13 protein-coding genes and 2 pseudogenes are annotated in these 14,149 nt (G+C 54.3%); 7 read left to right on the top strand and 8 right to left on the bottom strand.

Annotation, left to right across the window (positions count from 1 at the left end; translation table 11 throughout):
- Positions 1-42 precede the first annotated feature (42 nt).
- Positions 43-1,165 (bottom strand): annotated as a pseudogene (gene tyrA, locus WLO32_RS15700) (bifunctional chorismate mutase/prephenate dehydrogenase).
- Between the two features lie 11 nt (positions 1,166-1,176).
- Positions 1,177-2,247 carry a 3-deoxy-7-phosphoheptulonate synthase AroF gene (aroF, locus tag WLO32_RS15705; protein ID WP_435945926.1) on the bottom strand — a complete coding sequence of 357 codons (1,071 nt, stop codon included), beginning with the start codon at positions 2,245-2,247 and terminating at the stop codon, positions 1,177-1,179.
- Positions 2,248-2,813: 566 nt separating this feature from the next.
- On the opposite strand from aroF, the gene WLO32_RS15710 reads away from it, so the two are divergent.
- Both WLO32_RS15710 and WLO32_RS15715 read left to right on the top strand, forming a co-directional pair.
- Entirely contained in the window at positions 2,814-3,221 is a 408-nt protein-coding gene (locus WLO32_RS15710; protein WP_435945927.1) for a DUF2382 domain-containing protein, read from the top strand.
- 34 nt (positions 3,222-3,255) lie between these two features.
- Positions 3,256-4,254, top strand: a complete 999-nt coding sequence (locus WLO32_RS15715; protein WP_435945929.1) for a YsnF/AvaK domain-containing protein — start codon at positions 3,256-3,258, stop codon at positions 4,252-4,254.
- 142 nt (positions 4,255-4,396) lie between these two features.
- Here the strand turns inward: WLO32_RS15715 and rplS are convergent, their stop codons facing one another.
- The 5 genes from rplS to ffh form a co-directional block, all read right to left on the bottom strand.
- Positions 4,397-4,744: a 50S ribosomal protein L19 gene (gene rplS / locus WLO32_RS15720; protein ID WP_008458168.1), complete on the bottom strand. Its 348-nt coding sequence runs from the start codon at positions 4,742-4,744 to the stop codon at positions 4,397-4,399.
- 43 nt (positions 4,745-4,787) lie between these two features.
- On the bottom strand, positions 4,788-5,555 hold the full coding sequence (trmD, locus tag WLO32_RS15725) for a tRNA (guanosine(37)-N1)-methyltransferase TrmD (RefSeq protein WP_435945931.1): 768 nt from the start codon (positions 5,553-5,555) through the stop codon (positions 4,788-4,790).
- Between the two features lie 45 nt (positions 5,556-5,600).
- Positions 5,601-6,149 (bottom strand): ribosome maturation factor RimM, encoded by a 549-nt coding sequence (gene rimM, locus WLO32_RS15730; protein WP_121264327.1) that lies wholly within the window; start codon positions 6,147-6,149, stop codon positions 5,601-5,603.
- An 18-nt stretch (positions 6,150-6,167) separates the two neighbouring features.
- Positions 6,168-6,416: a 30S ribosomal protein S16 gene (gene rpsP, locus WLO32_RS15735; protein ID WP_121264325.1), complete on the bottom strand. Its 249-nt coding sequence runs from the start codon at positions 6,414-6,416 to the stop codon at positions 6,168-6,170.
- 113 nt (positions 6,417-6,529) lie between these two features.
- Entirely contained in the window at positions 6,530-7,891 is a 1,362-nt protein-coding gene (gene ffh / locus WLO32_RS15740; RefSeq protein WP_435945933.1) for a signal recognition particle protein, read from the bottom strand.
- Positions 7,892-8,056: 165 nt separating this feature from the next.
- Here ffh and WLO32_RS15745 point away from each other — a divergent pair, with 165 nt between their 5' ends.
- Together WLO32_RS15745 and WLO32_RS15750 are read left to right on the top strand one after the other, a co-directional pair.
- Positions 8,057-8,845, top strand: coding sequence for a cytochrome C assembly family protein (locus WLO32_RS15745; RefSeq protein WP_435945935.1), 789 nt, complete (start codon positions 8,057-8,059; stop codon positions 8,843-8,845).
- A gap of 26 nt (positions 8,846-8,871) precedes the next feature.
- Positions 8,872-10,158, top strand: a complete 1,287-nt coding sequence (locus tag WLO32_RS15750; protein ID WP_435945937.1) for an HlyC/CorC family transporter — start codon at positions 8,872-8,874, stop codon at positions 10,156-10,158.
- Between the two features lie 52 nt (positions 10,159-10,210).
- Here the strand turns inward: WLO32_RS15750 and grpE are convergent, their stop codons facing one another.
- A complete protein-coding gene (grpE, locus tag WLO32_RS15755) occupies positions 10,211-10,789 on the bottom strand; it encodes a nucleotide exchange factor GrpE (RefSeq protein ID WP_147402919.1) in 579 nt (192 codons plus the stop codon).
- A 118-nt stretch (positions 10,790-10,907) separates the two neighbouring features.
- Here grpE and nadK point away from each other — a divergent pair, with 118 nt between their 5' ends.
- From nadK to bamE, 3 genes and pseudogenes are all read left to right on the top strand, one after another.
- Positions 10,908-11,801, top strand: a complete 894-nt coding sequence (nadK, locus tag WLO32_RS15760) for an NAD(+) kinase (RefSeq protein WP_435945939.1) — start codon at positions 10,908-10,910, stop codon at positions 11,799-11,801.
- An 86-nt stretch (positions 11,802-11,887) separates the two neighbouring features.
- Positions 11,888-13,550 (top strand): annotated as a pseudogene (recN, locus tag WLO32_RS15765) (DNA repair protein RecN).
- 220 nt (positions 13,551-13,770) lie between these two features.
- On the top strand, positions 13,771-14,115 hold the full coding sequence (bamE, locus tag WLO32_RS15770) for an outer membrane protein assembly factor BamE (RefSeq protein ID WP_121264304.1): 345 nt from the start codon (positions 13,771-13,773) through the stop codon (positions 14,113-14,115).
- Positions 14,116-14,149: the final 34 nt, after the last annotated feature.

Here is a 14,149-nt window from a genome sequence, read left to right on the forward strand (position 1 = left end):
GCGGGCTTTCCCACTGGCTTTGATTATAAAACCTTTTTACCGTTACTGGCGGCTATCGTTTGCCTGGCGCAACAAAGTGCGGCTTTCGCTCTGGAAACGCTGGGCGTAATCCCCGAACCAGTGCTCAACCTTGCGGAAGCTGTCGATAAACGTCTGCTTATCGCCATGCTCAAGCAGGCCGATCGCCTCGCCAAAGCGCTTATAGTAACGCTTGATCAACGCCAGATTGCTTTCCGATGACATGATGATGTCGGCATAAAGCTGGGGGTCCTGGGCAAACAGACGTCCGACCATCGCCAGCTCCAGCCGGTATATTGGCGAAGAAAGCGCCAGCAGCTGTTCTAAATTCACGTTCTCTTCCGCCAGGTGCAGGCCGTAGGCGAAGGTGGCGAAGTGACGCAGCGCCTGAATAAACGCCATGTTCTGGTCGTGCTCAACGGCGCTGGAGCGATGCAGGCGAGCGCCCCAGACCTGAATCTGCTCGAGGAACCACTGATAAGCTTCCGGCAGGCGCCCGTCGCAGTAGACCACCACCTGTTTTGCCAGGCTGCCGCTATCCGGTCCGAACATCGGATGCAGGCCTAATACCGGTCCGGCGTGCGCAGCCAGCATGGGCCTGCAACGGCCCGTTCTTAACCGAAGCGAGATCGACAAGCACGCAGTCGTCAGGCAACGTCGGCAGTTGGGCGATAACCTGTTCGGTAAGATGAATAGGCACGCTGACGATGACCATACCCGCATCCGCCATCAGCTGCCCGGCACGCGGCCAGTCCTCCTTCTCGAAGATGCGGACCTGATAGCCCGACAGCGTGAGCATCTTCTCGAACAGGCGCCCCATCTGTCCGCCGCCGCCGACAATCACCACCGGACGCAGAGCCGGGTAAAGCGTCTTGAATCCTTTATCGTTCTCGCTGGAGTAGGACTCACGCATCACGCGGCGCAGCACGTCTTCGATAAGATCGGGAGGAACGCCGAGCGCTTGCGCTTCTTTACGGCGAGAAGCCAGCATGGAAGCCTCGCGCTCGGGCACATAAATAGGTAAACCGTAGCGGCTTTTGACTTCGCCAACCTCCGCTACCAGTTCCAGGCGGCGTGCCAGAAGATCCAGCAACGCCTTATCCACTTCATCGATTTGATCGCGTAACGCGGTCAATTCAGCAACCATAGTAAAACCTCTTATGCCTTACGCGCCGCAAGCGTACCGTTCAGATCCTTATGGATCTCGCGCAGCAGGCTTTCCGTGGTTTCCCAGTTGATGCAGGCATCGGTAACGGAAACGCCGTATTTCATTTCGCTGCGCGGCTGTTCTGAAGATTGATTGCCTTCATGAATATTGCTTTCAATCATCAGGCCGATAATCGAACGGTTACCGTCTTTAATCTGGGCGACGGCGGATTCAGCCACGCCCGGCTGGCGGCGGTAATCTTTGTTTGAATTGCCATGGCTGCAATCTATCATCAAGGCCGGGCGCAGTCCCGCCTGTTCCATCTCTTTTTCGCACTGGGCGACGTCCGCCGGGCTGTAGTTTGGCGCTTTGCCGCCGCGCAGGATAACGTGGCCGTCCGGGTTGCCCTGGGTTTGCAGCAGGCAAACCTGGCCGGCCTGGTTGATCCCAACGAAACGGTGCGGCATCGCAGCGGCGCGCATTGCGTTAATTGCCGTGCCCAGGCTGCCGTCGGTGCCGTTTTTAAAACCGACCGGCATGGAAAGGCCGGAAGCCATTTCACGGTGGGTCTGGGATTCCGTGGTACGCGCGCCGATGGCCGACCAGCTGAACAGATCGCCCAGGTACTGCGGACTGTTTGGATCGAGCGCTTCAGTTGCCAGCGGCAGGCCCATGCTGACCAGCTTCACCAGCAGTTCACGCGCAATTTTCAACCCCGCTTCCACATCAAACGAGCCATCCATGTGCGGATCGTTAATCAGCCCTTTCCAGCCCACGGTAGTACGTGGCTTCTCAAAATAGACGCGCATTACGAGGTACAGACTATCGCTGACTTGTTCAGACAGTTCTTTAAAACGACGAGCATATTCAATCGCGGTTTCCGGATCGTGGATCGAGCAGGGTCCACAAACCACCAGCAGACGAGGATCGCGGCCGGCGATAATGTTTGAAATCGTCTGGCGGGACTGTTCGATCTGCGCAACCTGTGCGGCGGTGAGCGGGAACCCGGCCTTAAGCTGGTCCGGAGTGATCAATACCTGTTCGTCAGAAATATGAACGTTGTTCAGCGCGTCTTTTTGCATGATGGCGGTCCTGTTTTAGCTCGTTTGCGATAGTCGTTTCCTCAGTGAGGAATCGTTACCTTACCACGAACAGTAAAGATTGCAATCCATATTCCGTAAATAATACGTTACACTGATTCTTAATGTGGCGTACCAAGCCCAAAAGCCCCTTAAAATCGTAAAATTAACTTTACACCCATAGCCATTACCTGATGTGGGCGACAGGCTGACCCAGCGTGCCGCGAGCGCGCAGGGCAAAAACGCTTACCGTTGTTTTTAATAAAAGGAATTATTAAGCAGAAGGAAAAGCAGTGCCGCCCGCTATTATTAAAAGATGATAAAGCCAGACGCGTAGACGTTTATCGGAAGGCGTTATTTTTTACAGAGTATTCTGAGGACTGCTTAATATTTTAGTTTTACGAGGCGGAAATTTACTTCTTTTAACAATTTATTTTGTTAAATTTCCGGCCGCTGCATTTTTTGTTCTATGCTTAAAAGTACATTAATAAATAACCACCTAAGAATATACCAGCCGTTCTTGTTATTTATTAGGCATTTATTTTAATAGCAATATGCCCGGGTAAAATATGTCAAATGAGAGCGACAACGAAAAAGACGTGAGCCTGCCCCCAAAAACCGTATCCCTCGCCGAGGAGCGCGTTGAGCTGGGCACCAGAAAAGTTGTCGACCGGCGCATTCGCATCACGCGCTCCACCAGGGCCGACGAAAAGCTTATTGAGACAGAGTTAACGCATGAAGATGCGTTAATTAAACGCGTCGCGAAAAACGAAGCGGTAAAACCCGGAAATATCCCTCAGGTGCGTCAGGAGGGAGAGGTAACGATAATCCCGGTTATCGAAGAGCGTATTGAAATAGTTAAACATTACTTTCTCACCGAAGAGATTCACGTTATTAAAAAGCGCAGGAAAGAAACGCATCAGGAAAATATCACTTTGCGATCGCAGGAAATTAATATTTCAACGGAAGATGAATGACAACCTTTTAGACTTATCATGAGGAACTTCAGATATGGCACACGAAAAAATCGTTACGGCTTTCACCCAACCTCAGCAGGCTCAAGTCGCTAAAGAGAAGCTCATTGCGGAAGGTATCGCGGGGGACGACATCGATATTATTTCGGGCGAAAGGTTACGCAATGAGGATAAGGAGATTCGTCATCCAAGCTTCTGGCAGCGGCTGTTCGGCGATGACGTCGACGACGACTATGCGGCAGAGTACAACAAAGCTATTCGCGCCGGCGGGGTGTTGCTGATTGCACGCGTGGACAAAGACGACGCCGACCGAATCGAAACGCTGCTGGATAACTGCGCCAGCGATTACGCGACTACCACCGGCGATTACGGTACTACCGGCAGCGTCGTTGGCGATGATGTCTACGGCAAAAACTTCCTTGGCGAAACCGACGATGTAGGTTCCCGCCCCCTGGGCCAGGACCTTACCGATCCTGCTTTAAGAGATGAAGACTTAAGCCTGCGGGATGAAGACGTAAGGGATGATGAGGTCGTAGCCAAAACCCTGCCTGGCGACGCCGATTATGTAAGCGGGCGTACCGCCTCTGCGGATATCGCAGGCCGGGTGTCGGACGATCGGACTTACGCCCAGGGCGATAACCGCGAAACGCTGAAGCTTGCCGAAGAGCAGATTGATGTGGGCAAGCGTCGGGTCAGCGACGGTAAAGTCCGTCTGCGCCGCTATACGGTTGAAGATGAGGTGGCGCAGGATGTTTCTCTTACCGAACAGCATGCCGACGTATTCCGTTCCGCCCTGAACGAGCCGGCCTATCTCAACGATGTAGACTGGTCAGAAAAGACTCTTGAAGTCGAAGAGTCGCACGAGGTGCCTACGGTGAATAAAACCGCTCATGTACGTGAAGAGGTTGGTCTGCGCACTGAAACCACGGAACGCACCGAAACGGTTAAAGATACCGTTCGCCGTCAGGAAGTTGAGGTGGATAAAAACGACCTTGAAAGCGATCTGAATAAAACCAGGTTCCCGCCAAAAGAGTAAAAGCTCAGGCGGTGTAAACCTTTTCCGGGCTTCGCGATGCGCCTTTAAAGAGGCAGTATAAAGCCGCGGCAACAAAAAAGGGGTTAGCATATAGCTAACCCCTTGTTTCACTTTAACGCTTGGATGTCGCGTTAGCGAAATCTTAGTTAAGACGCTCTTTGATACGAGCAGACTTACCAGTACGCTCACGCAGGTAGTACAGTTTAGCTTTACGAACGGCACCACGACGTTTAACAGTAATGCTGTCGATTACCGGGGAGTGAGTCTGGAATACGCGCTCAACACCTTCGCCGTTGGAAATTTTACGAACAGTGAATGCAGAGTGCAGACCGCGGTTACGAATAGCGATAACCACGCCCTCAAATGCCTGCAGACGTTTTTTAGAACCTTCAACGACCCATACTTTCACTTCCACGGAGTCGCCCGGACGGAAGGAAGGTACATCCTGTTTCATCTGTTCTTGTTCAAGTTGCTTAATAATGTTGCTCATAATTTAATCTCTTATCCTGGGTAAACTGATGTATTGGGAGGTGTTAACCTTGCCCATCATGTTTATGCTGCTGTTGCGCGTGTTCCCGTTGGAACTCGGCCAGCAACCTTGCTTGCTCTTCAGTCAGAGCCAGGTTTTCCAGAAGTTCAGGTCTTCTAAGCCAGGTGCGGCCCAGCGACTGTTTCAGGCGCCAGCGGCGAATCTCCGCATGGTTCCCCGACAGCAATACCGCCGGTACTTCCATGCCTTCCAACACTTCAGGACGAGTATAGTGCGGGCAATCCAGCAATCCGTCGGCAAACGAATCTTCGATTGCCGATGCTTCATGGCCCAGTACACCCGGAATAAACCGTGAGACGGAGTCAATCAGCGTCATTGCCGGTAGCTCGCCACCGCTGAGAACGTAATCGCCGATTGACCATTCTTCGTCAATTTCGGTCTGGATCACGCGCTCGTCGATTCCCTCGTAACGGCCACAAACCAGAATCAGCTTCTCGTTGGTTGCCAGTTCACAGACGCCTGCCTGATCGAGCCTGCGTCCCTGAGGTGAAAGATAGATTACCTTTGCGCCTTCCCCTGCCGCCGCTTTCGCTGCGTGGATGGCTTCCCTTAGCGGGTTTACCATCATGAGCATACCCGGTCCGCCGCCGTAAGGACGATCGTCCACGGTACGGTGCCGGTCATAAGTGAAGTCACGCGGACTCCAGCTCTGGATGCTCAGCAGGCCATTTTTAACTGCCCGGCCAGTTACCCCGTAATCGGTAATTGCGCGGAACATTTCTGGAAACAGGCTAACTACACCAATAAACACAAGCCAATCCCCATCACGCCGTGCTGTTACCGTTTATCCGGAGGTTTAAAAACCAGGATCCCAATCTACTTCAATCGTTTGAGTAGCGAGATCGACTTTCTTGATAACCTGCCCATCGAGGAACGGAACCAGCCGCTCCTTGATACCGAACGCATCTTTCAGGTTTGCCTTAATGACGAGAACGTCATTGGAGCCGGTTTCCATCATATCGATGACTTTCCCGAGCTGATAACCCTGAGTGGTCACTACCTGGCAGCCCATAAGGTCTTTCCAGTAGTAGTCGCCCTCTTCGAGCTGCGGCAGCTGCGTTGAATCGACCACAATTTCGCAATTGGTGAGCAGATTCGCGGCATCCCGATCGTCAACGCCTTTCAGCTTGATGATCAGATCCTGATTGTGGTGCTTCCAGCTTTCCAGCTGAACCGGCTGCCACTGACCCGCCTTCTGGATAAACCAGGGCTGATAGTCAAAAATGCTTTCGGCGTCTTCGGTGGAGGAAAACACTCTGAGCCAACCACGAATACCGTAGCAGGAGCCCATCTTTCCCAACACTATTGGGTTAACAGGTGCCTTTGCGGAGAGTTGATTGCTCATCATGACCACCGTGACAGATTAAGCTGCTTTTTTTGCTGCTTTGATCAGCGTAGCTACGCGATCGGAAACGGTAGCGCCAAGGCCAACCCAATGCTCGATGCGATCCAGATCCAGGCGGCTTGCCTCGTCTTTCTCACCGGCGATAGGGTTGAAGAAACCAACGCGCTCAATGAAGCGACCGTTACGTGCATTACGGCTGTCAGTAACAACAACCTGGTAGAACGGACGCTTTTTAGCGCCGTGACGTGCTAAACGAATAGTTACCATAACATCCTCTTTAGTGAATAAAACACCGGGCCCCATCGAGGGACGGAGCCCGGTGTCATATTAAAAGCCCGAAAATTTTACTCATTTGGGCGCAAAAAGCAATCTAAATGAGCTTAACGGCCAGGGAAACCTGGCGGCATCATGCCTTTCATGCCGCGCATCATTTTCGCCATTCCGCCTTTCTTCATTTTCTTCATCATGCGCTGCATGTCGTCGAACTGCTTGAGCAGGCGGTTGACGTCCTGCACCTGCATGCCGGAACCCTGCGCGATACGGCGCTTGCGGGAACCTTTAATGATTTCTGGAGAGGCGCGCTCTTTCAGCGTCATGGAGTTGATAATCGCCTCCATGCGCACCAGAACCTTGTCGTCCATCTGGGATTTGACGTTGTCCGGCAGCTGTCCCATGCCCGGCAGCTTGCTCATCATGCTCGCCATGCCGCCCATGTTCTTCATCTGCTTAAGCTGCTCAAGGAAGTCGTTGAGGTCGAAACCGTCGCCTTTCTTCAGCTTGCTGGCCAGCTTCTCAGCCTGCGCGCGGTCGACCTTGCTTTCGATATCTTCGATAAGCGACAGCACGTCGCCCATGCCCAGAATACGGGAGGCAATACGATCCGGGTGGAACGGCTCCAGCGCTTCGGTTTTCTCGCCGACGCCGAGGAATTTAATCGGCTTGCCGGTGATGTGACGAATAGACAGGGCCGCACCGCCGCGCGCATCGCCATCTACTTTAGTCAGCACTACGCCAGTCAGCGGCAGCGCTTCGTTAAACGCCTTAGCGGTATTCGCCGCATCCTGGCCGGTCATCGCATCGACCACAAACAGGGTTTCAACCGGGTTAATCGCGGCGTGAACCTGTTTGATTTCGTCCATCATCGCTTCGTCTACGTGTAAACGACCGGCGGTATCCACCAGCAGCACGTCGTAGAACTTCAGCTTCGCCTCTTTCAGCGCGGCGTTGACGATATCGACAGGCTTTTGCCCGACGTCGGAAGGGAAAAAATCAACGCCAACCTGCTCGGCCAGGGTTTCCAGCTGTTTAATCGCCGCCGGGCGATAAACGTCGGCAGAAACAACCAGCACTTTTTTCTTGTTCTTTTCGCGCAGGAACTTGCCCAGCTTGCCCACGCTTGTGGTTTTACCCGCGCCCTGCAGGCCCGCCATCAGCACCACCGCTGGCGGCTGCGCGGCAAGGTTCAGCACGGCGTTTTCTTCACCCATTGCCGCAACCAGCTCGGCGCGGACAATTTTGACGAACTCCTGGCCCGGCGTCAGGCTCTTGTTAACTTCGTGGCCAACCGCTTTTTCTTTTACGCGGCTGATGAAATCGCGCACCACCGGCAGCGCAACGTCCGCCTCCAGCAGCGCCATGCGCACTTCGCGCAGCGTTTCTTTAACGTTCTCTTCAGTCAGCCGCCCACGGCCGCTGATATTGCGCAGGGTACGCGACAGACGGTCAGTTAAATTATCAAACATTGTATTTTGCCTAACGTGGTAACTAAGGCCGCGGTACGCGACACAAAACAGAATTTGGCGGATTATAACATGAAGCCGCCTTTGGTGTGATGCAACGGTTGGAGCAGGCGACAGGTAACGTTATACTGCCTTTTTTCATCTCTGGCTAATTGACCGACACCTTATATGCCTGTTTTCGCACTCCTTGCGCTTGTAGCCTACTCCATCAGCCTCGCGCTGATCATTCCCGGCCTGCTCACGAAGAACAGCGCATGGCGCCGCCTGGCAATTTTATCGGCCGCCATTGCGCTTATCAGCCACGCGCTGGCGCTGGAAGCCCGCATTTTTGCGGATAACGGCGGGCAGAATCTCAGCTTGCTGAACGTCGGTTCGCTGATCAGCCTGATGATCTGTACGGTAATGACGATCGTCGCTTCGCGCAACCGCGGCTGGCTACTTTTGCCGATCGTGTACGCCTTTGCGTTGATCAACCTCGCCTTTGCCACCTTTGTGCCTAACGAATTCATCACCCATCTGGAGACCACCCCGGGGATGATGATTCACATTGGCCTTGCGCTGTTTGCCTACGCCACGCTGATTATCGCCGCGCTGTACGCCCTGCAGCTGGCGTGGATAGACTTCCAGCTCAAAAACAAAAAGCTCGCCTTTAGCGCCGAAATGCCGCCGCTGATGGTCATCGAGCGCAAGATGTTTCACATCACCCAGGTTGGCGTGGTGCTGCTGACGTTGACGCTCTCCACCGGTCTGTTTTATATGCACAACCTCTTTAGCATGGAAAACGTCGACAAAGCGGTGCTGTCTATTCTCGCATGGTTTGTGTACGTCATTTTGCTGTGGGGACACTATCATGAAGGTTGGCGCGGCCGCCGCGTAGTATGGTTTAACGTCACAGGGGCCGCGATTTTGACCCTCGCCTACTTCGGTAGCCGGGTCCTGCAACAGTTCGTTGGCTAATTTCGCAACTTTAAAGGACAACCCTTTTGGATCACATCTCAACCACCACGCTGATTGTCACTCTGATTATCATGGTGGTGGTTTCAGCGTACTTCTCCGGCTCAGAAACCGGCATGATGACGCTCAACCGTTATCGCCTGCGCCATCTTGCCAAGCAGGGCAACCGTGCCGCTAAACGCGTCGAAAAATTGCTTCGCAAGCCGGACCGCCTGATTAGCCTTGTTCTTATCGGCAACAACCTGGTGAATATTCTCGCCTCCGCCATCGGCACCATCGTCGGCATGCGTCTTTATGGCGATGCGGGCGTGGCTATCGCTACCGGTATTCTGACCTTCGTGGTGCTCGTTTTTGCCGAGGTGCTGCCGAAGACCGTCGCCGCGCTCTATCCGGAGAAAGTCGCCTATCCAAGCAGCTTCCTGCTCGGCCCGCTGCAGATTCTGATGATGCCTCTGGTCTGGCTGCTGAACGTCATCACCCGCATGCTGATGCGCATGGTGGGCATTAAAACCGATAACGTTATTAGCGCGGCGCTCAGCAAAGACGAGCTGCGCACTATCGTGCATGAGTCCCACGCGAAGATTTCCCGCCGCAACCAGGACATGCTCCTTTCGGTGCTGGATCTGGAAAAGATCAGCGTGAATGACATCATGGTCCCGCGTAACGAAATCGTTGGCATCGACATCAACGACGACTGGAAATCCATCGTCCGCCAGCTGACCCACTCCCCGCACGGGCGCATTGTGCTCTATCGCGATACCCTGGACGACACCATCAGCATGCTGCGCGTGCGCGAAGCTTACCGCCTGATGACCGAAAAGCAGGAGTTCACCAAAGAAACCCTGCTGCGGGCCGCTGATGAAGTCTATTTTGTTCCGGAAGGCACGCCGCTGAACGTGCAGCTGGTGAAATTCCAGCGCAACAAGAAGAAAGTCGGCCTTGTGGTCAACGAGTACGGCGATATCCAGGGGCTGATCACCGTAGAAGATATCCTGGAAGAGATTGTGGGCGACTTTACCACCTCAATGTCGCCGACGCTTGCCGAAGAGGTGATGCCGCAGAATGACGGCTCGGTAATCATTGAAGGCAGCGCCAACGTGCGCGAAATCAACAAAGCCTTTAACTGGACGCTGCCGGAAGACGACGCGCGCACGATAAACGGCATGCTGCTGGAAGAGCTGCAGGAGATCCCGGCCAGGGATACCCGGGTGCGCATCACCTACTACGATATAGATATCCTCGACGTGCAGGACAATATGATTAAGCAGGTGCGCGTCACGCCGGTGAAGCCGCTGCGCCAGAGCGTTGAGGAATAACAGGCAAAAAAAAGCCAGCCCGTAAGAAGGCTGGCTTTTTGTTAAAGGCTATTTATTTCGCTTTTGCAACGGAAACCATCGCGGCGCGAATAGTACGGCCGTTAAGGGTGTAGCCCTTTTGCATCACCATCAGCACGTGATTAGGCGCAACCTCTTCGGATTCCACCATGGCGATGGCCTGGTGAACGTCCGGGTTAAACGGCACGTTGGTTTCACCCACCACTTCCACGCCGAACTTGCGGACCACGTCCAGCATTGATTTCTGAGTGAGCTCAATCCCTTCAACCATCGCCGCCAGGTCCGGGTTGGATTTATCCGCCACTTCAAGGGCGCGATCCAGGCTGTCGATCACCGGCAGCAGCTCGTTGACGAATTTATCCAGCGCAAATTTGTGCGCTTTCTCGATGTCCAACTCGGTACGACGACGCAGGTTTTCCATCTCGGCTTTAGTACGCAGCAGGCTGTCGCGTTCGCGCTGCTGAACCTCTTCCAACTGGGCAGTCAGATCGGCAATTTGTTCGTCGCGCGGATCCACCTCGACGCCTTCTACGGCCTCTACTTCGTCGTGGCTTTCCATTGCAATGTCTTCCGGGACTTGCTCGTCTGGTGTTTTCTGTTCTTTACTACTCATGAAATTCTCCGCGTTTTTAGCATTCATCTCGCTGGTTCGCTTATTATGGGGATCAGTTTCCGGGATTCAAGGGAACGTGACATATTGTCATAAACGTCTGCGTATAAGGACCACCACGATGACTACCAGAATAGCGAACACCCATTTCGAATGTATTGGCATTGTCGGGCATCCACGCCACCCAACGGCACTGACCACGCATGAAATGCTTTATCGCTGGCTATGCGGAAAAGGCTACGACGTCATCGTGGAACAGCAGATTGCCCAGGAGCTGAACCTGAAAAACGTCAAAACCGGCACGCTGGCTGAAATCGGCCAGCTTGCCGATCTGGCCGTGGTGGTCGGCGGCGACGGCAATATGCTTGGCGCAGCCCGGGTGCTTGCGCGCTACGATATAAAGGTTATCGGCATCAACCGTGGCAACCTCGGCTTTCTTACGGACCTGGACCCCGATAACGCGCAGCAGCAGCTGGCGGACGTGCTGGAAGGCCATTACATCGCCGAAAAGCGCTTCCTGCTTGAGGCGCAGGTGTGCCAGCACGACAAGCCGACCCGGCTGAGCACCGCCATTAATGAAGTGGTGCTGCACCCTGGAAAAGTCGCGCATATGATTGAATTTGAAGTCTACATAGACGAAGTCTTCGCTTTCTCCCAGCGTTCCGACGGCCTGATTATCTCCACGCCAACCGGCTCGACGGCCTATTCGCTTTCCGCCGGCGGCCCGATTTTAACGCCTTCTCTGGACGCCATTACGCTTGTGCCGATGTTCCCGCACACGCTCTCGGCGCGCCCTCTGGTTATCAACAGCAGCAGCACCATCCGCCTGCGCTTTTCGCATATGCGCAGCGACCTGGAAATCAGCTGCGACAGCCAGATAGCCCTGCCGATTCAGGAAGGCGAAGACGTGCTGATTCGACGCTGCGACTATCACCTGAACCTCATTCATCCGAAAGACTACAGCTATTTCAACACATTGAGCTCAAAACTCGGCTGGTCAAAAAAATTATTCTGAAAACCGCCCAAGCCACTTTACTGGATAGATAACCAGGTTATACTGGATGTAACTACAGCTATGTTGTTATATACAGGAAGGTGGCTATGCTGGCACAACTTACCATCAGTAATTTCGCAATCGTTCGTGAGCTGGAAATTGACTTTCAGCACGGCATGACGGCTATCACCGGCGAAACCGGCGCCGGTAAATCTATTGCGATTGATGCCTTAGGGTTGTGCCTGGGCGGCCGCGCAGAAGCCGATATGGTGCGTCAGGGCGCCGGTCGTGCCGACTTATGCGCCCGCTTCTCTTTAAAAGATACGCCCGCCGCCCTGCGCTGGCTGGAAGAAAACCAGCTGGAAGAAGGCCGCGAATGCCTGCTGCGCCGCGTTATCAGCAGCGATGGCCGCTCGCGCGGCTTTATCAACGGCACCGCGGTTCCCCTTTCCCAGCTTCGCGATCTTGGACAACTGCTCATTCAAATCCACGGCCAGCATGCGCATCAGCTGCTGCTGAAGCCTGAGCATCAAAAAAACCTGCTGGACGGCTACGCGGGCGAGCACGGGCTTATCGCGCAAATGGCGGAACGTTATCGCGCCTGGCACCAGAGCTGTCGCGATCTGGCTCAGCATCAGCAGCTTTCCCAGGAGCGCGCCGCGCGCGCGGAGCTGCTGCACTACCAGCTTAAAGAGCTTAACGAATTCGCGCCCGTGGCCGGCGAGTTCGAACAGATCGACGAAGAATACAAGCGCCTGGCCAACAGCGGGCAGCTGCTCTCAACCAGCCAGCAGGCGCTGGACATCCTCGCCGACGGCGAAGACGGCAACCTGCATAATCAATTGCACACCGCCCGCCAGCTGATGAGCGAACTCGTCGGCCTGGATAACAAGCTTTCCGGCGTGCTGGATATGCTGGAAGAAGCCGCCATTCAGATTTCCGAAGCCAGCGACGAGCTGCGTCATTACTGTGACCGTCTGGACCTCGATCCTAATCGCCTGTACGAACTGGAACAGCGTATTTCACGGCAGATAAATCTGGCGCGTAAGCACCGCATATCCCCGGAGGAACTGCCGCTGTTCCACCAGAAATTACTTGATGAACAGCAGCAGCTGGACGAGCAGGCCCACCTCGCAGGATGAACTGATGCAGGCGGTGGCGCATCACCATGAACAGGCGCTCTGCGTGGCGCGTGAGCTGCACCTGCGCCGTACTCATTACGCGGCCGAGCTCTGCCAGCTCATCACCGAAAGCATGCATTCCCTTTCCATGCCTCACGGCAAGCTGGCTATTGACGTTGAGTTTAATGAAAACCATCTGACGGCCGAGGGCGCCGATCGTATCGATTTCCGCGTCAGCACCAACCCGGGGCAGCCTTTGCAGCCGCTGGCTAAAGTCGCCTCCGGCGGCGAGCTGTCGCGTATTGCGCTGGCCATCCAGGTGATTACCGCCCGTAAGATGGAAACGCCGGCGCTGATTTTCGATGAGGTGGATGTCGGCATCAGCGGGCCAACGGCGGCCGTGGTGGGCAAACTGCTGCGTCAGCTGGGCGAATCAACGCAGGTTATGTGCGTAACGCACCTGCCGCAGGTCGCAGGCTGCGGGCATCACCATTTCTTCGTCAGCAAAGAAACCGATGGTGAAATGACGGAAACCCATATGCAACCGCTGGATAAACGTTCCCGCCTTCAGGAGCTGGCTCGTCTGCTTGGCGGAAGCGAAGTCACCCGCAACACCCTGGCTAACGCGAAAGAACTGCTGGCGGCCTAGCGGATTGACAGGCTGCGGCGGAACAATCTGCCGTTTACCGCTCAAAAAAGCAGCATTCAGTCAATGGATTGGCCATTGAGCAGGTTTTGAGCCAACTTTTTTGTCCTGCCAGGGTCTGAGTTGAGCGCCTTAAGGTTTTAAACTGCGAAAAGGTTTATTATCATCGGCATATTACGAATGAGCCACGTGCTGCTCGGGCCCGAAAAGGAATCAAATCATTATGCGCTGTAAAACGCTGACTGCTGCCGCAGCGGTTCTTCTGATGTTGACCGCAGGCTGTTCCACTCTGGAGCGAGTGGTTTACCGCCCCGATATCAACCAGGGGAACTACCTGACACAGAATGACGTGTCGAAGATCCGTACCGGTATGACTCAACAGCAGGTTGCTTATGCCCTGGGTACGCCGATGATGACCGATCCGTTCGGCACCAACACCTGGTTCTACGTATTCCGTCAGCAACCAGGCCATGAAGGCGTGACTCAGCAAACGCTGACGCTGACCTTTAACAGCAGCGGTGTATTAACCAACATCGATAACAAGCCAAAGCTGGAAAAAGATCGCTAAGGCGAGAGGCAGATGAAAAAAGGCGCTTTTTAAG

Origin of the sequence: Dryocola mayonis (assembly GCF_051307045.1) — a bacterium.
In the GTDB taxonomy this organism is placed as follows: Bacteria; Pseudomonadota; Gammaproteobacteria; order Enterobacterales; family Enterobacteriaceae; genus Dryocola.